Source organism: Geodermatophilus sp. SYSU D00758, from assembly GCF_054049955.1.
On sequence record NZ_JBJGYK010000032.1, the window covers coordinates 19930 to 43943 of the forward strand.

The 24014-nt window shown below is 76.2% G+C and carries 26 protein-coding genes and 4 tRNA genes; 14 read left to right on the forward strand and 16 right to left on the reverse strand.

The window, feature by feature from the left end; translation table 11 throughout:
* Positions 1 to 88: 88 nt before the first annotated feature.
* The 3 genes from ACI8AC_RS19265 (at position 89) to ACI8AC_RS19275 (ending at position 3791) form a co-directional block, all read left to right on the forward strand.
* Positions 89 to 961, forward strand: a complete 873-nt coding sequence (locus ACI8AC_RS19265; protein WP_456899447.1) for a hypothetical protein — start codon at positions 89 to 91, stop codon at positions 959 to 961.
* A complete protein-coding gene (locus ACI8AC_RS19270) occupies positions 958 to 2670 on the forward strand; it encodes an FAD-dependent oxidoreductase (protein ID WP_456899448.1) in 1713 nt (570 codons plus the stop codon). The genes ACI8AC_RS19265 and ACI8AC_RS19270 overlap by 4 nt, the downstream gene beginning before the upstream one ends.
* A gap of 125 nt (positions 2671 to 2795) precedes the next feature.
* Positions 2796 to 3791 (forward strand): hypothetical protein, encoded by a 996-nt coding sequence (locus ACI8AC_RS19275; RefSeq protein WP_456899449.1) that lies wholly within the window; start codon positions 2796 to 2798, stop codon positions 3789 to 3791.
* Positions 3792 to 3880: 89 nt separating this feature from the next.
* On the opposite strand, the gene ACI8AC_RS19280 is transcribed toward ACI8AC_RS19275, so the two are convergent.
* The 4 genes from ACI8AC_RS19280 to ACI8AC_RS19295 all read right to left on the reverse strand — a co-directional run bounded on the left by ACI8AC_RS19280 (position 3881) and on the right by ACI8AC_RS19295 (position 4476).
* Positions 3881 to 4036 (reverse strand): hypothetical protein, encoded by a 156-nt coding sequence (locus ACI8AC_RS19280; protein ID WP_456899450.1) that lies wholly within the window; start codon positions 4034 to 4036, stop codon positions 3881 to 3883.
* Positions 4037 to 4208: 172 nt separating this feature from the next.
* Positions 4209 to 4282 (reverse strand) — tRNA-Phe (locus ACI8AC_RS19285).
* 24 nt (positions 4283 to 4306) lie between these two features.
* A tRNA-Asp gene (locus tag ACI8AC_RS19290) sits at positions 4307 to 4380 on the reverse strand.
* Between the two features lie 23 nt (positions 4381 to 4403).
* Positions 4404 to 4476: transfer RNA gene (locus tag ACI8AC_RS19295), tRNA-Glu, on the reverse strand.
* A gap of 197 nt (positions 4477 to 4673) precedes the next feature.
* On the opposite strand from ACI8AC_RS19295, the gene ACI8AC_RS19300 reads away from it, so the two are divergent.
* Positions 4674 to 5309, forward strand: a complete 636-nt coding sequence (locus ACI8AC_RS19300) for an AMIN-like domain-containing (lipo)protein (RefSeq protein ID WP_456899451.1) — start codon at positions 4674 to 4676, stop codon at positions 5307 to 5309.
* Positions 5310 to 5321: 12 nt separating this feature from the next.
* Here the strand turns inward: ACI8AC_RS19300 and ACI8AC_RS19305 are convergent, their stop codons facing one another.
* From ACI8AC_RS19305 to ACI8AC_RS19320, 4 genes are all read right to left on the reverse strand, one after another.
* Positions 5322 to 5657 (reverse strand): hypothetical protein, encoded by a 336-nt coding sequence (locus ACI8AC_RS19305; RefSeq protein ID WP_456899452.1) that lies wholly within the window; start codon positions 5655 to 5657, stop codon positions 5322 to 5324.
* Between the two features lie 24 nt (positions 5658 to 5681).
* Complete coding sequence (locus ACI8AC_RS19310; protein WP_456899453.1) at positions 5682 to 7208, reverse strand: metallophosphoesterase family protein; 1527 nt, start codon at positions 7206 to 7208, stop codon at positions 5682 to 5684.
* A 102-nt stretch (positions 7209 to 7310) separates the two neighbouring features.
* Entirely contained in the window at positions 7311 to 7913 is a 603-nt protein-coding gene (gene wrbA / locus ACI8AC_RS19315; RefSeq protein ID WP_456899454.1) for an NAD(P)H:quinone oxidoreductase, read from the reverse strand.
* 96 nt (positions 7914 to 8009) lie between these two features.
* Positions 8010 to 8540 (reverse strand): GtrA family protein, encoded by a 531-nt coding sequence (locus ACI8AC_RS19320; RefSeq protein WP_456899455.1) that lies wholly within the window; start codon positions 8538 to 8540, stop codon positions 8010 to 8012.
* A 158-nt stretch (positions 8541 to 8698) separates the two neighbouring features.
* On the opposite strand from ACI8AC_RS19320, the gene ACI8AC_RS19325 reads away from it, so the two are divergent.
* From ACI8AC_RS19325 to ACI8AC_RS19335, 3 genes are read left to right on the forward strand one after another with little or no spacing between them, the layout of a single operon-like run.
* The gene (locus ACI8AC_RS19325; RefSeq protein WP_456899456.1) at positions 8699 to 9163 is read left to right on the forward strand and encodes a VanZ family protein; all 465 of its coding nucleotides are present in this window, start codon (positions 8699 to 8701) and stop codon (positions 9161 to 9163) included.
* 9 nt (positions 9164 to 9172) lie between these two features.
* Positions 9173 to 10051 carry a Rieske (2Fe-2S) protein gene (locus ACI8AC_RS19330; protein ID WP_456899457.1) on the forward strand — a complete coding sequence of 293 codons (879 nt, stop codon included), beginning with the start codon at positions 9173 to 9175 and terminating at the stop codon, positions 10049 to 10051.
* Positions 10052 to 10084: 33 nt separating this feature from the next.
* Entirely contained in the window at positions 10085 to 10948 is an 864-nt protein-coding gene (locus tag ACI8AC_RS19335; RefSeq protein WP_456899458.1) for a hypothetical protein, read from the forward strand.
* Between the two features lie 340 nt (positions 10949 to 11288).
* Here the strand turns inward: ACI8AC_RS19335 and ACI8AC_RS19340 are convergent, their stop codons facing one another.
* Positions 11289 to 12179: a LysR family transcriptional regulator ArgP gene (locus tag ACI8AC_RS19340; RefSeq protein ID WP_456899459.1), complete on the reverse strand. Its 891-nt coding sequence runs from the start codon at positions 12177 to 12179 to the stop codon at positions 11289 to 11291.
* A 70-nt stretch (positions 12180 to 12249) separates the two neighbouring features.
* Between ACI8AC_RS19340 and ACI8AC_RS19345 the strand changes: the two genes are divergently transcribed.
* Both ACI8AC_RS19345 and ACI8AC_RS19350 read left to right on the forward strand, forming a co-directional pair.
* Complete coding sequence (locus ACI8AC_RS19345; RefSeq protein ID WP_456899460.1) at positions 12250 to 12882, forward strand: LysE/ArgO family amino acid transporter; 633 nt, start codon at positions 12250 to 12252, stop codon at positions 12880 to 12882.
* A 159-nt stretch (positions 12883 to 13041) separates the two neighbouring features.
* Positions 13042 to 13114 (forward strand) — tRNA-Lys (locus ACI8AC_RS19350).
* Between the two features lie 118 nt (positions 13115 to 13232).
* Here ACI8AC_RS19350 and ACI8AC_RS19355 read toward each other — a convergent pair.
* Positions 13233 to 13523: a helix-turn-helix transcriptional regulator gene (locus ACI8AC_RS19355; RefSeq protein WP_456899461.1), complete on the reverse strand. Its 291-nt coding sequence runs from the start codon at positions 13521 to 13523 to the stop codon at positions 13233 to 13235.
* A gap of 66 nt (positions 13524 to 13589) precedes the next feature.
* Here ACI8AC_RS19355 and map point away from each other — a divergent pair, with 66 nt between their 5' ends.
* From map to ACI8AC_RS19370, 3 genes are all read left to right on the forward strand, one after another.
* On the forward strand, positions 13590 to 14366 hold the full coding sequence (map, locus tag ACI8AC_RS19360; protein ID WP_456899462.1) for a type I methionyl aminopeptidase: 777 nt from the start codon (positions 13590 to 13592) through the stop codon (positions 14364 to 14366).
* A gap of 385 nt (positions 14367 to 14751) precedes the next feature.
* Positions 14752 to 15015 carry a hypothetical protein gene (locus ACI8AC_RS19365; RefSeq protein ID WP_456899463.1) on the forward strand — a complete coding sequence of 88 codons (264 nt, stop codon included), beginning with the start codon at positions 14752 to 14754 and terminating at the stop codon, positions 15013 to 15015.
* Positions 15005 to 15901: a hypothetical protein gene (locus ACI8AC_RS19370; RefSeq protein ID WP_456899464.1), complete on the forward strand. Its 897-nt coding sequence runs from the start codon at positions 15005 to 15007 to the stop codon at positions 15899 to 15901. Before ACI8AC_RS19365 ends, ACI8AC_RS19370 begins: the two co-directional genes overlap by 11 nt.
* Before the next feature lie 36 nt (positions 15902 to 15937).
* On the opposite strand, the gene phaZ is transcribed toward ACI8AC_RS19370, so the two are convergent.
* The 5 genes from phaZ to ACI8AC_RS19395 form a co-directional block, all read right to left on the reverse strand.
* Entirely contained in the window at positions 15938 to 16789 is an 852-nt protein-coding gene (gene phaZ, locus ACI8AC_RS19375) for a poly(3-hydroxyalkanoate) depolymerase (RefSeq protein ID WP_456899465.1), read from the reverse strand.
* A 16-nt stretch (positions 16790 to 16805) separates the two neighbouring features.
* Positions 16806 to 18536, reverse strand: coding sequence for a PHA/PHB synthase family protein (locus ACI8AC_RS19380; protein ID WP_456899466.1), 1731 nt, complete (start codon positions 18534 to 18536; stop codon positions 16806 to 16808).
* 74 nt (positions 18537 to 18610) lie between these two features.
* Positions 18611 to 19708: a lysylphosphatidylglycerol synthase domain-containing protein gene (locus tag ACI8AC_RS19385; RefSeq protein WP_456899467.1), complete on the reverse strand. Its 1098-nt coding sequence runs from the start codon at positions 19706 to 19708 to the stop codon at positions 18611 to 18613.
* Positions 19705 to 20307 (reverse strand): hypothetical protein, encoded by a 603-nt coding sequence (locus tag ACI8AC_RS19390; protein ID WP_456899468.1) that lies wholly within the window; start codon positions 20305 to 20307, stop codon positions 19705 to 19707. Before ACI8AC_RS19390 ends, ACI8AC_RS19385 begins: the two co-directional genes overlap by 4 nt.
* The gene (locus tag ACI8AC_RS19395; protein ID WP_456899469.1) at positions 20304 to 22016 is read right to left on the reverse strand and encodes a phosphatase PAP2 family protein; all 1713 of its coding nucleotides are present in this window, start codon (positions 22014 to 22016) and stop codon (positions 20304 to 20306) included. Before ACI8AC_RS19395 ends, ACI8AC_RS19390 begins: the two co-directional genes overlap by 4 nt.
* Positions 22017 to 22113: 97 nt before the next feature.
* Between ACI8AC_RS19395 and ACI8AC_RS19400 the strand changes: the two genes are divergently transcribed.
* On the forward strand, positions 22114 to 23016 hold the full coding sequence (locus tag ACI8AC_RS19400) for an ABC transporter substrate-binding protein (RefSeq protein ID WP_456899470.1): 903 nt from the start codon (positions 22114 to 22116) through the stop codon (positions 23014 to 23016).
* Positions 23017 to 23083: 67 nt separating this feature from the next.
* Positions 23084 to 23791 (forward strand): hemerythrin domain-containing protein, encoded by a 708-nt coding sequence (locus ACI8AC_RS19405; RefSeq protein ID WP_456899471.1) that lies wholly within the window; start codon positions 23084 to 23086, stop codon positions 23789 to 23791.
* A 91-nt stretch (positions 23792 to 23882) separates the two neighbouring features.
* Here ACI8AC_RS19405 and ACI8AC_RS19410 read toward each other — a convergent pair.
* The coding region (locus ACI8AC_RS19410; RefSeq protein WP_456899472.1) for an integrase core domain-containing protein at positions 23883 to 24014 on the reverse strand (132 nt) is incomplete at its 5' end.

The window sequence follows — 24014 nt, forward strand, 5'->3', positions numbered from 1 at the left end:
GCAAACCCCGTGACAGCGCGGTGCCCGGGGTGCTTGCATCGGATCACCGTCCGAGACCGTGCACGGGGGCCGATGCCCGGGAGGTCCGATGGACTCCCCCACCACCCGCACCAGCGCACCCGCCCGGCGGCTGCTACCCGGTATGCGGGTCCTGCTCCTCGCCTTCAGCGTGCTCACCGCGCTGGCGGTGGGATCGCTGTTCGTCCTCGCCGAGCAGACCGACGAGACCTTCGCCTGGACGATCCAGCCGCCGCTCACCGCGGCCTTCCTCGGGTCCGGCTACGGCGCCGGGTGCGTCCTGGTGGTGCTGTCGCTGCGCGACGGGGTGTGGGCGCGCACGCGGGTCCCGCTGCTGACGATCCTGGCCTTCGTCGTCCTCACGCTGGTGGCGACCCTGCTGCACCTCGACCGCTTCCACATGGCCGAGGAGTTCGCCGACCGCGGCGCGCTGGCCGAGGCCGCCGCCTGGTTCTGGCTGGCCGTCTACGTCGTCGTCCCCGTGGCGATGCTGGCCCTGCTGCTACCGCAGGAGCGGGCGCCGGGGATCGACCCGCCCGACCGCGCACCGGTGCCGCGGTGGCTGCGCGTGGCGCTGGCCGTCGAGTCGGCGGTGCTGGTCGTGGTGGGCGCGGCGCTGTTCGTGGCGCCGGCGACGACGGCCGCCTGGTGGCCCTGGGAGCTCACGCCGCTCACCGCGCGGGTCGTCGCGGCCTGGCTGGTCGCCTTCGGCCTGGCGACGGCGCTGGCCGCGGTCGGCGGCGACCTGGAGCGGCTGCGGACGGCGGCGATCGCCTACACGGTCTTCGGGGTGCTGGTCGCGATCTCGCTGGCCCGCTTCGCCGGCACCGTTCAGTGGGAGGAGCCCTCGGCCTGGGTGCTGGTGGCCATGGTCGTCGCCGTCGTCCTCACCGGGGCCGCCGGCTGGCGGCTGGCCCCCGTGCCGGCGCGGGAGCGGACGTGAGCGCCCACGCCGCGCTGGTGGTGGTGACCGGTGACGACGTCCTGCGGGCGACCACCACGCGGGAGCTGGAGCGCCGCTACTCCGCCGACTACGCGATCGTCTCCTGCGCGTCGGCCGAGGGGGTGCCCGCCGCCCTCGAGGACTCCGGCGGGCCGCCGGTGGCCGTGCTGTACGGCGGCCTGGCGGACGACGACCCCCAGGAGGGGCTCGGGGTGCTCCGCCGGCTGCACGCCGCCCACCCGGAGGCCGTGGCCGTCGCGCTGGTGCGGTGGGGCGCCTGGGAGACCACGCGGCCGATCTTCGAGGCGCTGACCCTGGGCGAGCTGGACCGCTGGCTGATCGGGCCGGAGGGGCCCCTGGACGAGGCGTTCCACCGGCAGGTCGCCGAGCACCTCGAAGAGTGGGCGTCGCGGCGCGGCGGGGGCTTCGAGGCCTTCCGGATGATCGGGCACCGGTGGTCCCCGCGGACCCAGTACCTGCGCGACCAGTTCAACCGCAACGGCGTCCCCCTGGGCTTCTACGAGGCCGACTCCGAGGAGGGGCGCTCCCTGCTGCAGGGGCTGGAGCTCGACGCCCCCCGGTTCCCGGTCCTCGTCGTGGGGTTCAAGCCCGAGCGCCCGGTGCTGCAGGACCCGACCGACGTGGAGATCGCCGAGGCGCTGGGGCTGTTCACACCCCTGGACCCCGACGTCGTGTACGACGTCGTCGTGGTGGGGGCGGGGCCGGCGGGGCTCGGGGCCAGCGTGTACGCGGCGTCCGAGGGCCTCTCCACGCTCGTGCTGGAGGCCGAGGCCGTCGGCGGGCAGGCGGGGACGAGCTCGAAGATCCGCAACTACCCCGGCTTCCCGACCGGGATCAGCGGGAACCGGCTGACGTTCAGCTCCTACCAGCAGGCCTGGGCCTTCGGCAGCACCTTCCACTTCATGCGGTGGGCCCAGCGGCTGCGCCCGGAGGACGGCCTGCACGTGCTCGACCTGTCCGACGGGACGTCGGTGCGCGCCCGGACGGTCATCCTCGCCCTCGGGGCGAGCTGGCGGCGGCTCGGCGTCCCGGAGCTGGAGGCGCTGGTCGGCCGGGGCGTGTTCTACGGCGCGGCGGTCAGCGAGGCCCCGGCGATGCGCGGCCGGCACGTCTTCGTCGTGGGCGGCGGCAACTCCGCGGGCCAGGCGGCGGTGCACCTGTCCCGGTACGCCGAGCAGGTGACCGTGCTGGTGCGGCGACCCTCCCTCGTCGACACCATGAGCGACTACCTGATCCGGGAGCTGGAGGCGCTGCCCAACGTGGCGATCCGGCCGCGGGCGCAGGTCGTCGGCGGCGCGGGCACCGAGTTCCTCGAGCACATCGTCATCCAGGACCTCGACACCGGTGCGGAGACCCGCGAGACCGGCGTCCTCTTCCTGCTCATCGGCAGCGAGCCGCGCACCGACTGGCTGGCCGGCACGCTGGCCCGCGACCGGTGGGGCTTCCTGCTGACCGGGCAGGCGCTGCTGGCCCCCGGCGTCGCGCCGACCTGGCCGCTGGAGCGGCCGCCGGCCCTGCTGGAGACCAGCGTGCCGGGGGTTTTCGCAGCCGGTGACGTGCGCGCGGGGTCGGTCAAGCGGGTCGCCTCCTCGGTGGGGGAGGGAGCGCTGGCCGTCACGCTGGTGCACGCCCACCTGGCGGCGCGGACCGCGGCGGCGACCGCGGCCGCGCAGCCCGCCGGGGGCTGACCCGATCGGGTGAGGGGGACGCTGGTTCGATCGTGCGCCACCGGGTAGGACGGTCTGCCCGACCGAACCGCCGAGGAGAACCGCCCCTGCCGTCGCAGTGCGCGGCCGCAGGAGGACACGAGCGCGTGAGCGACGAGGAGGACCGCCCGGTCCGCGTGGTGACGATCCCGCACACCGACCCCTACGTGGACGCGGTGCTGCCCGAGGACGTCGTGCGGGTCGGCCCGGGGCACGCGCCCAGCCCGTGGCTGGACCCCGGCTACCTGACCAGCAACGCCCCGTCGGTCGACGTGCTGCACGTGCACGGCGGGTACGGTCACCTGCCCGAGGACGAGGTGGTCAGCTGGACCGAGGCGCTCCGCAGGACCGGCGTCCCGCTGGTGACGACGGTGCACCAGCTGCGCGACCCGCGGCAGGACGCGCCGCGGCGGCACGACGCCCACCTCATGGCGCTGCTCGACACGGCGGAGGTGGTGCTCACGCTGACCCCCGGGGCCGCCGAGGAGATCGCCGACCGGTTCGGGCGCACGGCGATCGTCGTGGCCCACCCCTCGGTGGCGGTGCCCGAGCCGGGCCTCGGGGCCGAGCGCGGCCTCGTCGGGATGGCCCTCGGCGGGCCGCGGCCGGCCGTCCCGGACCCCTCGGGGCTGGTGCGCGCGGCGCTCTCCGGCGCGGTCAACGGGGGCGGGCGGCTGCGGGTGTTCCTCGACGAGGACGGGTACGCGGCGCCGCCGGTGCCGGCCGCCGCCGGGACGCTGGAGTACGTGCCCCGCGAGCCCGGCCGGTGGGCGGCGCAGCTGCAGGAGCTGCACGTGGCGGTGCTGCCCGAGCGCTGCGGCACCCACTCGATGGACCTGGAGGTCTGCCGGGACGTCGGCACCCGGGTCGTCGCCCCCAGTTGCGGCTGGTTCGCCGACCAGTGGGGCGACGTGGTGGTCTACGGCAACGACGAGGACGGCGGCTTCGACCCGGTGTCGCTCGACGGCGCCGTCGCCGCCGCGCTCACCCGGCCGGCACCGCGGCCGGCCGACCGCGCCTGGCGGGCCGAGCAGCAGGCCGCGGTGCGGGCCGTGCACCGGCAGGTCTACGCCCAGCTCGCCGCCGACCGGGTGGGGGCCTGACCCGGCACGTCCCGGCCCCGGGGGCCGCGCGGCCCCCGTGCAGGGTCCCGCCCCGAGCGGAGCGAGGGGCGGGGGGCACGGGGGTCCTTCTAGAAGGCGATGGCCCAGATCGTGAGCATCACGATGATGATGCCGGCGATCACGCCGAGGAGCGTCAGCCCCACGACGGCCCGGCCCCGGTTGCCCCGCTGCTTCGGGGTGGAGTCGCGGTCCTCGGGATCGGGACGGCGTTCGGGGTGGCTCATGGCGTCCTCCTGCTGCGCGGTGGCCCAGGGCCCACGGGTCCGGGAGGGCGGCTGGGCCGCCGGGCCCGTGACGTCTGGGGCGTCCCTGAATCCGGTTGCCCAGCGCCTACCCGGCCGTCGCGCGGGGCATGCGGGGGGCCGCCAGCCGGCGCACCGGCGTGAGGAGGTGGTGTGGGCAGGGGCGGGGTCGAACCGCCGACCTCTCGCTTTTCAGGCGAGCGCTCGTACCGACTGAGCTACCTGCCCCTCCCGGTGCTCGGCACCGGGGAGCGACCCTGACGGGACTCGAACCCGCGACCTCCGCCGTGACAGGGCGGCGCGCTAACCAACTGCGCTACAGGGCCTTGCTGGTACTGCTGGTGGTGCGTGCCCCCAACGGGGTTCGAACCCGTGCTACCGCCTTGAAAGGGCGGCGTCCTGGACCGCTAGACGATGGGGGCTCGTGTTCGCCGGGGGCAGCGAGAACGATACATGGTCCGCCGAGGGGGGCGGACGGGGGGTCGGCGCCGGTGTCCGACGGCCTCCCGGCGGCCGCCCCGAGGGCGGTGACGCCGGGCGGCCGACCAGTGGCCGAGGTGACCGACACGCCGTCCCCGGTGCTGCCCGGCGGGTCCCCGCGGCTGCCACCCTCGGAGCCGTGGACCGTCGTCTCGCGCTCGTCTGCCCCTCGCTCCTGCTCGCAGCGATCCTCGTCACCGGGTGCGCGGAGGGCGGCACCGACACCGCCTCCGGTGGGTCCCCGTCGTCGTCCTCCGCGCCCGCCGGGGGCCCGACGACCGGAGGTGCCGCCGCGCCCGCGGGGGACGGCGGGCCGACCGACGTCCCGTCCTTCCCGGCCGACACGTCGCCCGACACGGCCGAGGCGTCCGGTGACGCGCTGGTGACCGTCACGGACATCCGGACCGGCCGGCAGGAGGGCTACGACCGCGTCGTGCTCGAGGTGGGGGGGACCGGGACCCCCGGCTGGGACGTCCGCTGGGTCGACCAGGCCGCCTCCCAGGGCAGCGGCGAGCCGGTGGAGGTCGCCGGGGACGCCGTGCTCCAGGTGACGCTCACGGGCGTCGGCTACCCCTACGACACCGGCGTCGAGGAGTGGGCCGGACCCGACCCGCTGCCGGGCTCGGGCACGACCGTGGTGACCGAGGTCGCCTGGGACGCGACCTTCGAGGGGACGTCGGTGGCCTTCGTCGGCGCGAGCGCGCAGGTGCCCTTCCGGGTCCACGCCCTGGAGGGGCCGACGCGCGTCGTCGTGGAGCTGGCCGACCCCAGCTGACCGGCCCGCGGCTCAGCTGAGCGAGGCGGTCAGCTCCACCGAGTCCTCCCCCACGGAGGTGCACTCCAGCGACAGGGGCCCCGCGGAGACGGTCTCCCCCTGCGCGCACGAGACGGACGCGTTCCCCACGGTGAGGCTGGCGCGGTCGCCCTGGACGCCCTCGAAGCCCAGCGTCGTGCCGAGGATCTCGACGTCCGAGCCGTCGCCGGTCAGGGTCACGGTGCAGGAGCTGGCGCTGCACGAGAAGTTGCTCGAGCTGAAGGTGCAGGCGCCCAGCGAGGCCAGGGCCAGGCCGCCGAGCAGGGAACCGGCGGCGAGACGGGTGGCACGGGCAGCGGTCGGCGGCATGGACGCGAGCCTAGGGGTGCCCGGTCAGCCCTCCGGGGAGCCGCCGACCAGCGGCACGTCCTCCCCGGCGGTCCCGGCGCCCTCCTCGACCGGGACGCCGCCGTCCTCGGGTGCGGCGCCGCCGGCGTCGGGCGGCGGGACCACCGTCCGCTCGATGGTGACCTCCGTCTCGCCGAGGCCGCCGAGCGTGATGTCGTCGTAGGCGGTCAGCGCGCCGGTGTCCGGGTCGAGGTAGAGCACCGTGCAGGTCAGCGGCTCGGGGTACTCCCCCTGCAGCGCCCGCAGGCCGGCGCCGCCGGTCGAGCCCTGGACCATGAGCAGCGTCCCCTCGTCGAGCTCGGTGACCGCGCGCTCGTGGGTGTGCCCGGCCAGCACCAGGGGGACGACGCCGTCGAGCGGCCCCGCCTGCGCCGGGTCGTGGACCATCGCGATCGCCGGGGGCCGGTCGAGGCCCTCGACGAGCTCGGCGAGGTCCGCACCGGTCCGCTCCAGGCTGTCCCCGTCGACGGCGCTGCCCGGGTCGGGGGTGAAGCGGGGGTCCGGGGTGCCGACGACCTCGATGCCGGCCACGGTCACCGCGGAGGTGTCGAGCACGGTCGCGTTGTCCTGGGTCGCGACCAGCGCGGCGGTCACCGCCGAGTCGTGGTTGCCCCGGATGTAGACGTAGGGGACGCCGAGCAGGCCCACCCGGGCGACGAGCTGGTTCTCCGGTGGGCTGCCCCAGTCGGTGATGTCCCCGGTGTCGAGGACACCGTCGACGCGGAACTGCTCGGCCACCTGCGCCATGAGGTCGAAGCCGGCGGGGTTGAGGTGCAGGTCGGAGACGTGCAGCAGGGCGACCGCGTCGTCGGGTGCGCCGGGTGCGGGCAGCGCCGACAGGGTCGAGTAGAGCGTGCTGACGTTGGTGACGATGTCCTCGAGCGAGGCCCGGTAGGCGTCGAACCGGGCCACGATGTCCTGCGCGGTGCCGATGAGGCTGGTGGCGTTGACCAGCAGCCCGGTGTAGGTCGGCTGGGACAGCGCCTCCGGCCGCCAGGTGGCCCCGGCCAGGCCGGCGGTGCCGCCGACGAGCAGGGTCGACAGGCCCAGGGCGATGACCGTCTCGCGCCGGCGCCGCAGGACGACCAGCGAGGTCACGGTGGCGCCGGTGAGCGCCGCGAGGGCGGTGAGGACGGCGACCCGCTCCACCGCGTCCCGCAGGTCGGCGCTGACCTGGTCGACGACGTCGTCGAGCTCGCTGGGGTCGGTGGCCAGGGCGGTGGCGCGCAGCTCGTCGACCCGGTTGAGCTGGATCTCCAGCCGCAGCGGCCCGTCGTAGGCGTCCACCTCGAGCGCCCCCAGCGGGGGGATGTCGAGGTCGGCGCCGCCGCCGAGGGGCCGGAAGGCGAGCGTGGCGTCGAAGGGGCCGATGGGCGCGTCCACCCGGCCGAGCAGGGCGATGCCGATCAGCGCGCCCCCGGCCGCGAGGCCGATCCGGCCGGCCCAGACGCCCAGGCGCCGCAGCCCGCGACCCGCGCGCTGCCCGCGCTCGGGCTCCGGCTGCTCGTCCACCGGCACAGGCTACGCAGCGCCGGCGCGCTCTCCGGGTGCCGCCGCGGAAGGCGCGTCGCAGCACCTCCGCGGCGGCACCCGATCGGGCGACGGGCGCCCCGATCAGGCGACGAGCTTCGCGGTGACCTCGGCCAGCCGCCGGCCCTGGTACCGGGCGGCCGCCAGCTCGGCCTCGGTCGCGGTGGCCGACTTGCCGCCGGAGGCGTTCGACGTGCCGTAGGGGTTCCCGCCGGCCTCGAACAGCAGCGGGTCGGTGTAGCCGGGCGGCACGATGACGGCGCCGAAGTGGGAGAAGACGTTGAAGAGGGTCAGGATCGTCGACTCGGTGCCGCCGTGGACGTTCTGGGCGCTGGTGAAGGCGGTGGCGCCCTTGTTCGCGAGCTTGCCCTCGAACCACAGCCCGCCGAGCGTGTCGACGAACTGCTTCATCTGGGCGGCCGGGGTGCCGAAGCGGGTCGGCGTCCCGAGGGCGTACCCGTCGGCCCACTCCAGATCGGCCGGCGCGGCCTCCTCGACCTCGCCGGCGGTCGCGTCGACGTGCGCCCGCCACAGCGGGTTGGAGTCGATGGCCTCCTCGGGTGCGAGCTCGGGGACCCGGCGCAGCCGGACCTCGGCGCCCGCCTCGCGGGCCCCGTCGGCGACCGCCGCGGCGAGCTGGTGGACGTTCCCGGTGGACGAGTAGTAGATGACGGCGATGTTCGGCACGGTGCTCCCCTGCAGATGTGGTTGCGCGTTCAACGACTGCAGGCATGGCGATGCCCGCGACCCGGAACGGCCAAACACGGGCCGGTGGGGAGCGGGTCAGGCGGCGTCGGGCGCGGGAGCCCGGAACAGCCAGCGCAGCGCGACGAACCGCATGAGCCCGATGGCCGCCGTCACGCAGACGACCAGGGTGACCTGCGTGACCACGGAGGCCTCGCCCGCGTGCGAGTCCAGCCAGCCGAGCGCGGCGCTGGTGGCCATCAGGCCGACCACGGTGACCCCGCCGGCCTCCCACTGCGCGGTGAACCAGTGCACCCGCTCGTCGGCCCGGAAGGTCAGCCTGCGGTGCAGCTCGTTGGCCAGGATCGTCGAGACCACGGTGGCGGACACGTGCGCCGGCAGGTAGCCCAGCCAGCCGAGCGCGACGAACAGCGCCGCGTACACGACCGTGGTGGACCCGCCGACCAGCACGAAGCGGAGGAACTGCCCGAGCGTGCCGCCCCCGCGCACCTGCTCCACGACCCACTCGGCCGGCCCGGTCGCCCGGCCCTCGACGAGCTCACCGACCACCTGGCGGCGGCAGAGCAGCGACGGGCAGGTCACCGGGGTCTCCTGGTCTCTCGGGGTCATGACGGCCACGCCGTCCGTTGTGCAGGTTCCTCCTGGGCATCGGCTGGATGCCAGCAGTTATTCCCCGGTGGACGACGATTTCTCCGTGTCGTGACCCACACGGCGAACTCCCCGCGGACGGCCAGCCGGCTCACAGGCGTGGCGGTGACGCTGGGGTCATGCAGCGTGACGGTCCCCCCGCCTCCTCCGTCCGGCTCCCCGGCCTCGTCGTGGCCGGTGCGGCGCTGCTGGTGGCCCTGCTGACCCTGACCCCGGCCGGTGGGGAGGGCTGGGCCTGGGGCGCCCCGCTCGTCGAGCTCCGGTGGTACCTCGGCGGCCTGGGTTCCGACGCGGTCCGCCTCCAGCTGCTCGGCAACCTGCTGCTGCTCGCCCCGCTCGCGACGGCCGCCGTCCTGCGCTGGCCGGCGCTGCGGCACTCCGCCCTCCTCGTCCCCGCCGCCGTCGCCACGGGCGCCGCCGTGGAGCTGCTGCAGCTCCTGCTGCCGCTCGGCCGGGTGGTCTCCCCGCTGGACGCCGCCCTCAACGCCACCGGGGCGGTCGCCACCGGGCTCGTCGTGGCCGCGCTCGCCGCGTGCGCCGAGCGGTACCGGCGCACCGGCTTCGAGGCGGGCGCCCGCGGGTAGAGGCCGCCCATGAGCCTCATGGGGATCCTCGACCGGGTCGCAGACGTGCCGACCTTCGACAAGGCCATCGAGCCGGCGCGCAAGGCCGTGCAGGCCGCGCTCCCGCAGGGCCTCAAGGACCTGCTGCACGGGACGTGGCTGGGCCACCCGGTGCACCCGGTGGTCGTCCAGGTCCCCGTGGGCAGCTGGGTGTCGGCCGGCCTGCTCGACGCCATCCCGCCGATGCGCCCGGCGGCGACCCTGCTCATCGGCACGGGTGTGGCGGCGTCGATCCCGGCGGCCCTCACCGGTGCCGCCGACTGGTCGGAGCAGGGCTCGGGGGTGCGCCGGCTCGGGGCGCTGCACGCGCTGACCAACACCGTGGCGCTCGGCCTCTACGTGGGGTCGCTGGCCGCGCGGCGCCGGGGCCGGGGCGGGCTCGGGCGCGCGCTGTCCTACACCGGCCTCGGGGTGGCCACGGCCTCCGCGGCGATCGGCGGGCACATGTCCTACGCGCAGTCGTCCGGGGCCTCGCACGCGGCCACGGCCGCCCGCGCGCTGTCGAGCGACTGGCTGGACCTCGGCCCGCTCGACGACCTGCCCGAGGGGCGTCCCGCCCTGCGCACCGGGCGCGGCGGGAGCGTCGCCGTCCCGCTGGTCGCCGTGCGGCGCGGCGGGCGGGTGGACGCCTTCGTGGGTGCCTGCTCGCACCTGTCCGGGCCGCTCTACGAGGGCACCGTCGAGGACGTGCGCGGGCACTCCTGCCTGGTCTGCCCCTGGCACGGGTCGGCCTTCGACCTCGAGGACGGCTCCCCGCGCCGCGGCCCGGCGGCCAACCCGCAGGAGAAGCTGGAGACCCGCATGGAGGCCGGGCGGGTGATGGCCCGGCTCCCCGGACGCGAGCGCTGACCACCGGGGCCGCGCGGGACCTACGCTCCGCCCGTGCGGTGGGCGGCCCCGGTCCTGGCGACGGCGCTGTGCGCGGCCTGCGCCTCCGGGTCGGCGTCGTCGGCCCCTGGCGCGTCGTCCGCCGGTGCGTCCGCCGGTCCGCCGTCCTCCGCCGCGCCCGCGCTGCCCGCCGTCCCCGGCATCGCCGGTGAGGTGGTGCGGCTGCGCACGGACGAGGCGGTCGGCGGGCAGGTGCAGGTCAAGGTCACCGACACCGGGGACATGCCGTTCACGGTGACCGCCGTGGCCATCGACTCCCCCGGCTTCACCCCGCTGCCGCCGCGGGAGGTCACCGCCGCCTTCGAGCCCGGGCAGCGGATCAGCCTGCCCACGCCCCACGGCGAGCCGGTCTGCACGATCGCGCCGCAGCCGCTGGCCGCCCGGCTGACCGTGGTGCGGCCGGACGGCGCCGTCGAGGAGGTCCGGGTCCCGCTGGCCGGCGACGACCTCGACGAGGTGCACGCCGAGATGTGCGCCGTCGCCGGCGTGCTGGCGGTGGCGACGGTGACCCTGGAGGACCTCCGGGACGACGGGGAGGTGGTGACCGGGCGCGTCGTCCTGACCCGGGCCGGGGACGACGACCGGGCGGTGACCGCCGACCGGCTGACCCGGAGCGTGCTGCTCGACGTGGCCGCCGACGGGCTGCCGCTGCGGCTGGCCGAGGGGGAGGAGCGGGCCGCGACCGGGGTGTCGTTCACCCTGGCCACCTGCGAGCCGCACGTCCTCGCCGAGACCAAGCAGCCGTTCCTGTTCCCGCTGCGCGTGGTGGTGGAGGGGGAGGACGCCGTCCCGGTGCCGCTGCCCGTGGACCGGTCGCAGCAGGACGCCTTCTGGGCGCTGGTGCAGCGGGTCTGCTGAGGTGGACCCGGTCCGGCCGTCCCGGGGGGAATCAGGACGGCCGGACCGGAGTGCGGGGCCGGTCGCGGGGGCCGCGAACCGGACGTGATCACGCTACGGAGTCCTGCGTGCTTTCCGGGATCCCCTGTCCGGGTGAGCGGGGGTGAGCCCCGTCACCGGGCGTCAGCGGGGTTGGTGCCCGCCGGACCGGGCACCACCCCGGGGTGTTCTTCCTTTTCTCCAGCCGCCTGGGCTGCCTCGGGTCACTGCTGGTCTCGGCGCTGCTGACCCTGCTCCTGCTGTTCCTCCTCGACGTGCTCTGACCCCGAGTGCTCCGACCACCCCGGCCCGGTCGGCGCCGTCAGCGGCCGGGCCGGTCCAGCTCGCGGGCGGCGGCCGCGAGCAGGGCCTCGCGGACGCGGTCGAGGGTGGCCGAGCGCAGCCGCCACTGCTGCCAGTGCAGGACGACGTGCACCGCGGCGGCCGGGTCGAGGACCTCCAGCTCCGCCGCGAGCCCTCGCGCCTGCTGGTCGGGCACCATGCCCCAGCCGAGCCCCAGGGTGACGGCGGCGACGAGGTCGGCCGCGGCGGGCACGTGGTGCACCGGCGGGGCGACCCCGGGGCCGGCCTGCGCGTGCAGCCAGCGGTGCTGCAGGTCGTCGGCGCGGTCGAAGACGACGACGGGGGCCCGGGCGAGCGCCTCGGCGGTGGGGCCTTCGGGGAACCAGCGGCGGGCGAAGGCCGGTGCGGCCATCGGCCGGTAGCGCATCCCGCCCAGCCGGGTCGAGGTGCACCCGGGCACCGGCTCGGCCTCCGCGGTCACCGCCGCCATCACCGTGCCGGCGCGGAGCAGGGTGCTGGTGCGCTCCTGGTCCTCCCGGTGCAGGTCGAAGCAGACCTCGCCGGCCAGCGGCGCGAGCGCCGGCAGCGCCCAGGTGGCCATCGAGTCGGCGTTCAGCGCGATCGGCAGCGCGGGGAGCCCCTCGGACGACGAGGCGCCACCGAGCTCGCGCACGACGTCGGCGGTGAGCAGGTCGACCTGCCGGGCCAGGCGCAGCACCGCCTGCCCGGACTCCGTGACCTGCACCGGCTTGGTCCGCACCAGCAGGATCCGGCCGGTCGCGACCTCCAGCGCCCGAAGCCGCTGGCTGATCGCCGACGGGGTGACGTGCAGCGCCCGCGCGGCTGCCTCGAGCGTGCCCCCGCGCACGGTGGCGTCCAGCGCCCGCAGCTGGCCGAGGTCCAGGTCCATGAAGTGATGCTAAAGATGCTGCAGGATCTTGAGCTGGACCGTCGGGCCGCGGCTTCCTACCGTCGTGCCCGTGCTCACGACCCCCGCGCTGCTGGCGCTCGCCTCGGGCCTCGCGCTGGGCCTGGGGCTGATCGTCGCCATCGGCGCGCAGAACGCCTTCGTGCTGCGGCAGGGGCTGCACCTGGAGCACGTGGCCGCGGTGGTGGCGGTGTGCGCCCTCTCCGACCTCGCGCTGATCATGGCCGGGGTGCTCGGCGCCGGCGCGGCCCTGTCGCGGCTGCCGTGGCTGATCCCCGTGGTGTGCCTCGCCGGGGCGGCCTTCCTGCTCGGCTACGGCGTCCTGGCCGCGCGGCGGGCGCTGCGGCCCGGCGCGCTCCTGCCCGACTCCGCCGGGGCCCGCGCCGGCCTCGTGGCCACCGTCGGCACCTGCCTGGCGCTGACCTGGCTCAACCCGCACGTGTACCTCGACACGGTCGTGCTGCTGGGCTCCATGGCCTCCACCTACGGCGAGCACCGCTGGCAGTTCGCCGCCGGCGCGGGTCTGGGCAGCGTGCTGTGGTTCGCAGGCCTCGGCTACGGCGCCCGCCTGCTCCGGCCGGTGTTCGCCCGCCCGTCGGCGTGGCGGGTGCTCGACGGCGGCATCGCGGTCGTGATGGCCGCGCTCGCCGTCTCCCTCGCCGTCCGCGGGCTCGGCGGCGCCTGAGCGCGGCGACGGCACCGGTGCCGCGCACGCCGCTCCGGACGGACCCGCGCCGGGCGGCGGGTCGGGTCCCCGGCGGTAGCCTTCCACCGGGCTGCCGCTGCCCTCGGGGATCCCCACGGTCCGTGCCGTGGGTCGCCCGGAGGCACCTCGGTGCCCACCGGGCCTCTAGCTCAACTGGCAGAGCAGCGGACTTTTAATCCGCGGGTTGTGGGTTCGATCCCCACGGGGCCCACCGCGACGGGTTCCCGAGGGGCTCGTCCGCGAGGCGACGCCGAGCGCCGAGGCCGGGTTCGACGCGGCAGAAGCCCGGCGTCGGCGCACAGCGTCCGGCGTCAGGGAGGTCGCGGGGCCTACGAGGCCAGCTGCCCGCCCGCGCTCGCCGGCCGGGACCCGGCCTCCCGCCGGTTGATCTCCGACCACACCTCGTCGAGGGAGAGGCCGAGGACGTCGGCGACCGCCGCGACGGTGGGGAAGGCGGGGGTGGCCACGCGGCCGGACTCGATCTTCCGGAGGGTCTCCGGTGAGACGCCCGCGGCCAGCGCGGTGTCGAGCAGCGGCCGCTCCCCCCTGGCGCGCCGCAGCAGGGCGCCGAGGCGCTGCCCCCGTTCGACCTCTGCGGGGGTGAGCGGCAGCCTGACCACGGTCCGATACTAATACCGGGATAACATGGCCGGGATAGTTATCGGACGCACGAGCGGGGGCGCCGCGTGATCGAGATCCTGGACCGCACCCAGCTGCCGCGCGCGAGGGCGGCGGGCGCGCTGGTCGCCGGCATCCTGCAGACGCTGCGGAGCCGCTGCGAGGTGGGCACGAACCTCCTGGACGTCGACAGGTGGACCCGGGCCATGATCACCGAGGCCGGGGCGCAGTCCTGCTACGTCGACTACGCGCCGTCCTTCGGGCGCGGCCCGTTCGGCCGCCACATCTGCACGTCGGTCAACGACGCCGTGCTGCACGGCCTGCCGCACGACCGCACCCTCGCCGACGGTGACCTGCTGACCCTCGACCTCGCCGTCTCCCTGGACGGGGTCGTCGCCGACTCCGCCGTCAGCTTCCTCGTGGGTGACTCCCGCCCGCCCGGGAGCGTCGCGCTGATCGAGGCGACCGAGCGCGCGCTGGCCGCCGGGATCGCGGCGGCCGGGCCGGGGGCCCGCATCGGTGACCTCTCCCACGCCATCGGGTCGGTCCTCGGCGAGGCCGGGTACCCGATCAACACCGAGTTCGGCGGTCACGGCGTCGGGTCGACGATGCACCAGGACCCGCACGTCCCGAACCGGGGCCGGCCCGGTCGCGGGTACCGGCTGCGCCCCGGGCTGCTGCTGGCCCTGGAGCCGTGGGTCATGGCGGACACCGCCGACCTCGTCACCGACGCCGACGGCTGGACGCTCCGGAGCGCGACGGGCTGCCGGACGGCGCACAGCGAGCACACGATCGCCATCACCGACGACGGGGCCGAGGTCCTGACCGCGCCGCAGCAGGCCTGACCGGGAGCGCGACGGCGCCGCCGCGGGCGGGGACGGCGCTCCCCCGGTGGTGCGGCGCGGCCGTCCGGGTGCCGATGCAGGGCGGGGCCCTCGGAGCCCGTGCCGACCGGCGCCGGCGGTGCCGCGGGACACGCCGGTCGCCGGGCCGGCCCCGGTGTGACCGGCACGACGGTCACCGGTCCCCACGCTCGGACCCAGGGCGCAAGTCGACAAGGAACCGCAGGTGGGGAGGGGTCACCGGCCCGCCGCGGGCCCCCGGACAACGGTTCGGGAACGGGCCCGCCGGGGAGGGGTCCGGGCGGGTCCGCGGAACCGGCCCGGCCCCTAACTTCGACCCCGTCCGCGGCACTTCCCCGGCCGCGACGGACCGTCGAGGAGTACCTAGGTGACCGCACTTCCCGCACCACCCGCCCCACCCGGCCGCTTCCTCATCCCCGCCCTGCGCGTGGAGGAGGTGGGGTTGGCCACTCTGCTCGACCTGTGCGACCAGGACGACGCCGTCCCGTCGGGCCGGCCGCACCCGTCCCTCCGCGAGGTGCTGTCCCGCATCCCGGGCGAGGTCGCCCGGCTGCGCCTGCTGGCGCGCTGCTGGACGCGCCGCGCCGCGGCCTGGGGAGCAGGTCCGGGGGGTGCCTGGCGTGCATGGTGACCTGATCTGGCTGGCGGTGGCGGTGCTCGGTTTCCTCGCGCTCGGCGCGGTGGTCGTGGCGCTGGGCACGAGCTCGACGGCGCGCTACGAGTTCGAGCGCAACCGGGCCCAGGAGCGGCGGCAGCAGGCCGCGCCGGTCGCCGCGGCCGCGGCGCCCCGGGCCGCGGCCGCTCAGGCGGCGCCTGCCGTGGACGGCGGTCGCCCGGTGCAGGCCGGCCCGGTGCAGGCCGGCCCGGTGCAGGCCGGCCCGGCGCAGACCGCCCCGGTGCGGGTGGCCACGCACCCGGCCGGCGAGCGCGGTCGCCGGACCGCACCGGCGTGGTGGCTGGTCGACCAGGCCGCCGACCTGCCCGGCGGGGAGGTCGTGGCGGGCCCGTTCAGCGACCAGCTCGACGCCGACTGGGTCGCGCTGTCCCGGCAGCTCGCCGACTCGGTGCGGGCCGACCACGGGGTCCTCCGCGAGGACGGCGGCCTGGACCGGCGGTCCCAGCCCCACGAGCGGGTCTGGACGCAGGAGCTCGGCAAGCACCTGGTGCGGCTGGGCGAGGAGTGGGACGACCTGGTCACCGACGACGACGCGCTCGGCACGCTGGTGGTCGACGTGGCCGCGGCCCTCGTCGAGGCCGGCCTCCCGGTGCACGACTGCGCCGGCGCCGGCTCCGAGGGCGGGGTGTGCCTGACCCCGCGGGCCGACCGCGGGGGAGTGCTCGTCAGCTGGCACCGGCACGAGCGGATGAGCGTGCACCGGGCCCGCGGCGAGGCCCTGGACACGGCGCTGCAGCGGACGATGAACGCCGCCCTCGCCGAGGTCCTGGTGCAGATGGGCTGCACCGTGCAGCCGCACGGCCCGACCGGGTGCTCCCTCGTCACCGCCGCCCGCCCCTGACCCACGGGGAGGGCGGCCGCCGCGGTGGGCGGGGTGCTACGGCCGGGCGGGGCCGTCGAGGAAGCGCTCCACGACCGGCGCGAGGTGGTCGGCCTCGGTGACGAGGGCCAAGTGCCCGCCGGCGTACAGGTGCAGCCGGGCGTCGGGGATCAGCCGGGCCATGAGCCGCGCGTTGACCGCCGGGATGATGGGGTCGTCGTCCCCGGCCAGCACCAGCGTGGGCTGCCGCAGCAGCCGCAGGAACGGCAGGCTGCTCCAGCCGGCGCTCGCGGCCAGCTGGTAGTAGTACCCGCGCTGCGGCCCGACCCGGGAGGCCGAGTGCAGCACGCGGGCCGCCCGCGCGGGATCGCTGCGCACCGTGCCGCCGTAGATGGTCCCGGCCACGGCCTGGGCGTAGGCGGGGTCGCGGTGCCGCCGCGGGGTGAGCATGTGGCTCAGGACCCGCGGCGAGGCCGGGACCATGAGGCTGCCCGTCCCCGTCGCGGCCAGCACCAGGCGCCGGACCCGTCGCCGGTGCTGGACGGCGAGGTGCTGGGCCAGCGCGCCGCCCCAGGAGAGCCCCAGGACGTCGACCGGCCCGGGGTGGCCGAGCCGGTTGAGCAGCCCGGCGACCACCGGGCTCAGCGTCGCCAGCGTGTAGGGGACAACCGGTGGTGGGGAGCCGCCCACGCCGGGGACGTCGAAGCGGACGACGGTCCGCCCCGGGGACAGCGCGTCGACGAAGGGCTGCAGCACCTCCAGGCTCGCGCCGATGCCGTTGCACAGCAGCAGGGGCGGGGTGGCCCCGTCGCCCGGGCGCAGGGCCACGCGCAGCATGCGGCCGCCGACGGTGAGGGTGCGGACGGTCTCGGTGGCACCCGTTCCCCGCGGTTCGCCGGTCGAGGACACCCCCGTCCCCCGCGGTTCACCGGTCGAAGACATAGGTCCCCGGTGCGTCGCCCAGCGGCGGGAGGTCCGCGGTGCCCAGCGCCTCCGGGGCGGGCACCTCGTCGCCGGAGCGCTCGGCCAGCCAGGCGGTGAAGTCCGGCCACCACGAGCCGGTGACCTTCTCCGCGGCGGCCAGCCAGGCCTCGGGGTCGGCCGGCGTCTCCGGCGCCACCTGGAAGGTCGACTTCGGGTTGCCGGGCGGGTTGACCAGCGAGGCGATGTGCCCGTTGGTGGAGAGCACGAACCGGCTGCGCCCGCCCAGCAGCTGGGTGCTGCGGTAGCAGGACTGCCACGGGCAGAGGTGGTCGGCGATGCCCGCGGTCACGTAGGTGTCGACGTCCACCTTCGACAGGTCCACCGGCGAGCCGAGCATCGTCGCCCGCCCCGGTTCGGTGAGGGAGTTGCCCAGCGCCAGCTCGATGAAGTCGCGGTGCAGCGCCGCGGACATCCGGGTGGTGTCGGCGTTCCAGTAGAGGATGTCGAAGGCGGCCGGGGGCTTGCCCTGCAGGTAGTTGTTGACCCAGTAGTTCCACACCAGGTCGTTGGGGCGCAGCCAGGCGAACACCTCGGCGAGCATCGCGCCGTCCAGGTAGCCCTTGCGCCTCGACTTCTCGACGGCGTCCTGGACCGCCTCCGGGTCCATGAGCGCGCCGATCGTGCCGGCCCGTTCCCAGTCCAGCACGGTGACGGCGAGGCTGGCCGCGGCGACGCGGTCCTGCCGGCCGGTCGCGGCCAGGTGGGCCAGCACCATCGCGGCGATGATGCCGCCGGAGCAGAACCCCTGGAGCGCCACCTTCTCGCCGCCGGTGACGGCGGTGGCGGCGTCCATGGCGTCGAGGACGGCCTGGCCGTAGGTGTCCAGCCCCCAGTCGGCGTGCCGGGCGTCGGGGTTGCGCCAGGACATCATGAAGACCTGGTGCCCGGCGCCGACGTAGTGCTCCACGATGCTGCGGCCCGGCGCGAGGTCGGTGATGTAGTACTTGTTGATCGTCGGCGGGACGATCACCAGCGGCACCTCGCGCACCCGCTCGGTCGTGGGCCGGTACTGGATCAGCTCGAAGACCGGCGTCCGCAGCACGACGGCCCCCGGCGTCACCGCGAGGTCCTCGCCGACGGTGAAGGCGTCGGGCTCCACCATGGAGGGCACCCGCGGCGGGGAGGCGAGGTCGGAGACCAGCCGCCGCAGGCCCGTGACGGCGTTGCGCCCGCCGGTGTCGATGACCGCCTTCCACAGCAGCGGGTTCAGCGGCGTGTTGCTCGGCGCCAGGGCGTCGACGAGGTTGGTCAGGCTGAACCGGATGCGCTCGTCGTCCTGCCAGTCGAGGTCGGCGGCGTCGACCAGCCCGACGGCGGTGCGGGCACCGGCGATGTGGGCCTGCATCGCCCGGCGCATGAGCGGGTTGCCCGTCCACGCCGGGTCGGCGAAGCGCCGGTCCTTCGGGTGCGGCGCGATGTCCGAGCGGCCGAGCGTGATCCGGCCGAGCTCGCCCACCAGGCCGGCGGCCTTCCGGGCCACCTCGTCGGGCCGGCCGGCCAGCGCCCGCGCGAGGCGGAGCGCGGTCCCCGCCGGGGGGACCAACCGGCGCAGCGGCCCGCGGGCGCCGTCGACCAGCAGCATGTCCAGGCCCATCACGGCCTCGCCGGCCTCGGGGGTGGGCCCGTCGGTCGTCTGGCGCTTGCGGGTGGGTGCCGCGGCGGTGTCGGTCATGCCGGCCTCCTCGGTGCTCGGGCCTCGCGGGGTGACCGCCTGCACTCAACCACGGTGCCGGGTGCGCCGCCCGCTCAGACCGACTCGGGGACCAGCGGCGTGCGCGGAGCGGTGTTCGGCGGCCGCCGCCAGGACCGGTTGGTGCGCCAGAACAGGTAGGTGCCCAGCCCGAGCGGGATGGGGAGCACGTAGGTCAGCGCGCGGAAGAGGAGGACGGCGGCCGCGACGAGCGCGCGGTCGCCGCCGGCGGCGGCCAGGCCGGCGATCAGGGCGACCTCGACCACGCCGAGCCCGCCGGGCGTGAACGGGACGGCGGTGAGCAGCCGCGCGAAGGCGAACACCGCCAGCGCCTCGACGACACCGACCTGCCCGGCGTCGACGCCGACCACGCGCAGCGCCGTCAGCAGCACCAGGAACAGGGACAGGTGGCTGACCAGGGTGGCGGCGGTGATCAGGTGCCAGCGGGCGTGCAGCAGCAGCGCGGTCCGCTCGCGGAACCGGGTCGTGGCCCGGTCCCACCCCTGGACGGGGGGACGGCCCAGCGGCCGCAGCACCGCGGTGACCGCCCGGGCGGCGCCCCGGCCGATGCGGGCCGCGGCGACGGGGCTGTGCAGCAGCAGCCCCAGCAGCACGACGACGGCGACCAGGCCGGCCAGCCCGGCCACCCCGGCCGCCACCCGGCCCGGGCTCGGCTCGGACCCGAAGGCCAGCAGGCTCAGCGCCAGCACCGGGAGCGCCAGCTTGGCGAAGTTGTTCCACAGCCCGGCGACGAGCAGGGACACCGACGTCCGCCCGCGGGAGAACCCCCAGGAGGAGTTCAGCCCGTAGGTCAGCCCCAGGGCGATCGCCGCGCCGCCGACGACGGTGTTGGAGACTGCCGTGGTCGTGAGGGTCGAGACGGTGGCCTGCCGCAGGTTCAACCCCGGCATCGTCGCGACCACCACGAACTGGTAGGTGACCAGGTTCCACACCGTGACGGCGGCGAGGAGCCCGACCTCGGCCCAGGTCAGGGCGCGCACCGAGTCCCACACCGCCGAGAGGCTGGTGAACTGCGGGAGGAACCAGAACAGCACCGCCGCGGCCAGCGCCAGGGACAGCACCGGGGTGAGGGCGCGCCGCCAGCGTCCCCGTGGCGGCCGGGGAGGGACGGCGGGCAGGTCCGCGGCCGTCACGGCGTGCCCTCGGCCTCGGCGGGCGGGTCGAGCTCCAGCCGGCCACCGCTGGCCTGGCGCACCTGCTCGGCCAGGTCCGCCCGCCGCAGGGCCCCGATCGCCTGGGTGGCCAGCGCGAGGGGCTCCCCCCGGCTGTCCCCGGCGAGCCGGAAGACGACGGTGATGCAGCCGCCGCCGAAGGTGTAGTAGCGGCGGCCGTGGTACTGCGGGCTGACCTGGGTTACCTGCTCGAAGCGGCGCATGCCCGGGCGGTCGCTGCGGATCTCGGTGGCGTCGTCGGTGTCGCAGCGGCCGCTGAGCCGGACCTCGATGGCGTGCACGCCGTCGCGGTCGGAGTCCAGCCAGAACCGGCCCGAGCCGGAGCGCACGTCCAGGCCGGCGACGTGCCACCCCAGGGGCAGGCCCTCCACGCAGGGCACCCAGGACGCCGTCGGCACCGCCTGCGCCATGAGGACCACCCCGCTGGCCGCGGCCCCCTGGTCGCCGATCGCGCACGCCGGGACCTGGCCCGCGGGGACGCCCGGGGCGACGCACCCGGCGAGGAGCAGGGAGAGCACCGCGGGCGCCGCCGCCCGCCCGGCCGCCCGGGCCGCGCTCACAGCGGGGAGTCCAGGACGTCCACGCCGACGAGCAGCGCCGCCGCCACGCCGAGCAGCGCGGCGAGCGAGAGCCCGACCCGCCGCCAGCTCCACCGCTGGATGCGCACCGGCGGCAGGCGGTAGGGCAGCAGCCGCAGGAACTCGGCGTGCAGGTCCCGGCCCTGCGCGCGCACCATGCGGCGCAGCTGGGTGGGCATCGTGAGACCCCGGGTGGCCGCGAAGGCCTCGGCGATCTCCTCGTCGGAGAACACCCGCCGGGCCCGGGCGAGGACGCGGGCGGGGTCGGTCCGCAGCGCGAGGGTCAGCATCATGTTGGCCAGGTCGACCGCCTGGCGCCACGGGCTGGGCCGGACCTCGGCGAACGCCGAGTCGATGAGGTACAGCGTCCCGTCCCGCACCAGGACGTTGGCCGGCTTGAGGTCCCGGTGCGCCACGCCGATGTCCCACATCCGCCGCACCACGGCCAGGCCCTGGTCGATCACCCCGTCGTCGACGACGACGCCGGGGTCGCCGATCTCCCGCGCCCCGGCGAGGAACTCGGTGACCAGCAGGTACTCGCGCTCCGGGGTGATCTCCACGATGCCCATCGGCTGCGGGACCGGCAGCCCGGCGTCGGACAGCAGGCGCAGCACGTAGTCCTCGTACTGCACCAGCCGGCGCACGCTGTGGAAGGGCTTCTCGTCCTCGAGCCGGCCGTAGAGCAGGGTGCGGCCGAGCTTGAACCAGCGGTCCGAGCGCAGGTGCGTCGCGGCGTAGAGCTTGGCGAAGACGTAGCTCTCCTCCTCCGGCCCGGCCGGATCGGCCTTGACGGTGATCCGCAGCGGGGTCGAGCCGCCGGACCCGGCCAGGTTGAAGGGGGCGCACGCGGTGGCGAGCAGGCCCAGCTGGTCCTGCAGGGCACGCACGATCGCCTCGCCGCGGGCGCCGCTCACGTCCAGGTGCGCCGGCCGCCCGCGGCGGTAGCGCACCGGGTGGACGTCGTTGGGCGTCAGGAGCCGGAAGGCGGCCAGCGGCACCGCCACGCCGAGGACCACCGCCGCCAGGACGTCGCTCGGGTGGTCCTGTGCCAGGTACAGCCGGGAGGCGACGGTGACCGCCAGCAGGGCCACCACGACCCACTTCGCCACCGTCCGCGGCCGGCCCGCCGGGACCAGCGCGTACACCGTGCTCACCAGGAACGCGGCCAGCACGGTGACCGGCAGGGACGGCATCGAGTAGCCGGACCACTCCCCGAGCAGCTCGACCTCCACGGGCCGGGGCCGCTGGAGCAGGGTGGTCATCAGCGCGCCGACGTTGGGCACCACCAGGCCGACGCCGACCCAGACGAACAGGTGGTGCCAGCGCCGCCAGGCGACCAGGACGACCAGGTTGACCAGCCACAGGACGTGCAGCGCCCGGGAGGTGGCGAGCAGGCCGGCGACCTCGGCGACGTCGGTCAGGGCGGGGGAGCGCAGCCGGGCGATCGCCTGCAGCACCCGCGTGTCGGCCAGGTCGACCAGCGGGACGGTGCCCGTGGCCAGCACGGCGGTCCAGGCCAGCGCCACGCCGGCGGACAGGCCCAGCCACCACCGCCCCGACGCGTTGAGGCTCCGCGGCAGCGGCGGGGGCTCCCCGGAGGGCCGGCGCCGCCGGCGCACGCGCTGGATCGCCGGCGGCTCGGTCCGCCGGGCGGGACCCGCCTCGGGGGCAGCTCGCGGCAGCGGCGCCATGTCGGACGATGCTCCACCCCCTCCCGTCGCCGGGTCCATCGGAATGCGCGCCGTCCGGGGCTAATGTCTGTCGTCACCCGCCGGGAGGAGTCCTGCGATGCGGCGTCCCGGGGCGGTGACCGCCGTCCTCCTGCTGCTGGCCGTGCTGCTCGCCGGCTGCGGGGGCGGAGCCCCGGAGCCGGGCCGGCCCGCGCCGGAGGCCGTCCGGATCGCCTCGTACGACTTCGCCGAGAACCAGGTCCTCGCCGAGGTCTACGCCGAGGCGGTCCGGCGGGCCGGGCAGCCGGTGGCGGTGCAGCACGGCATCGGCACCCGCGAGGTGGTGCTGCCCGCGCTCGAGCAGGGCGTGGTGGACCTCGTCGTGGACTACCTCGGCACCGCCCTGGAGTTCACCGAGCCGGGGCAGCCGGTCGGGCAGCGCGCGCCGGAGGACCTGCACGCGGAGCTCGGCCGGGTCCTGGCGCAGCGCGGTGCGACCGTGCTGGCGGCCGCGGCGGCCGAGGACCAGAACGGCTTCGCCGTCCGCGCCGCGTTCTCCGAGCAGACCGGGGTGCGGCGGCTGTCCGACCTCGCGCTCGTCGCGGGCGGGCTGGTCTTCGGCGGCCCCCCGGAGTGCCCGGAGCGGCCGTACTGCCTGCCCGGCCTCCGGGACGTCTACGGCCTGGAGTTCGGCGAGGTCCTGGCGATGCCCTCGCGCGCCGCCACGGTCGAGGCGCTGCTGTCCGAGGAGATCGACGTGGGCCTGCTGGAGACGACCGACGGGCGGCTGGCCGACGCCCCGCTGGTGCTGCTCGACGACGACCGCGGGCTGCAGCCGCCCGAGAACGTGGTCCCCATCGTGCGCACGGAGGTGCTGGAGCGGGGCGGCGAGGAGCTGCGGGCGGCGCTGGACGCCGTGAGCGCCCGGCTGACCAGCGCCGACCTGGTGCGGCTCAACCGGCTGGTCCTCGACGGCCGGACCCCCGCCGAGGCGGCGGCGCTGTGGTGGGAGGGCCGCTGAGCGCATGCCCGGGTGCCGCACCGGGCACCGGTACGGAACCGTCCGCACCGACCCCCGGGAGCAGCCCGTGCCACGGACCATCGCCGACCAGACCGTCGAGGAGCTCGGGGGGCCGGGCAGCGTCCTGGCCCGCCAGCGCCGCGACCACGAGGAGCTCGACCGGCTCCTGCACCGGCTCGACGGCACCACCGGGCGGGAGCAGGAGGAGGTGCTGACCCGCATCGACCGGCTGGTCTTCAGCCACGCCTTCGCCGAGGAGACCGTGCTCTGGCCGGTCATCCGGCGGGTGCTGCCCGACGGGGACGACCTCACGCTGCGGGTCGAGCGGGAGCACCAGGAGGTCAACGAGCTGGTCAGCGAGCTGGAGGGCCTCCCGCACGACGGCCCCCGCCGGGCCGAGCGGCTCGCCCGGCTGGTGACCGTGCTGCGCGAGGACGTCCGCGACGAGGAGGACGTGCTCCTCCCGCGCCTGCAGGAGCGCCTCGACCCCGCGGCCCTGCGCCGGCTGGGCCGCCGGTGGGACCTCGCCCGCCGGGTGTCGCCGACGCGCCCGCACCCCACGGTCTCCCGCCGTCCCCCCGGCAACGTGCTGTCGGGGCTGCCGCTGTCGGTGCTCGACCGCACCCGGGACGTCGTCGACGCGGGGGCCCGCCGGGCCCCGGCGGCTCTGGCGCCCGCGGCGGGCCTGCTCAGCCGCGGGTTGGCGGGAGCGGCCGGCCTCGTGGAGCGGGTCCCGGCCGCCCGCCGCGGTGACCGGCCGCCGACGTCCCGCTGACGGGCGCGAACGCCGAGATCCCGCGATCTCGCACGCCGGAGAGGCCTCGGACGTGCGAGATCACGGGATCTCGACGGGGCAGGGGGTCCTCCTAGGTGTACTGCTCGGACAGGTTGGTCAAGCGGGTGATGGGCGGGCGGTTGCCGATCGCGGTGTGGGGCCGGTGATGGTTGTACTCGTGCAGCCAGGCCGGCAGGGCTTTCCGGCGGGCTGACTCGCTGAG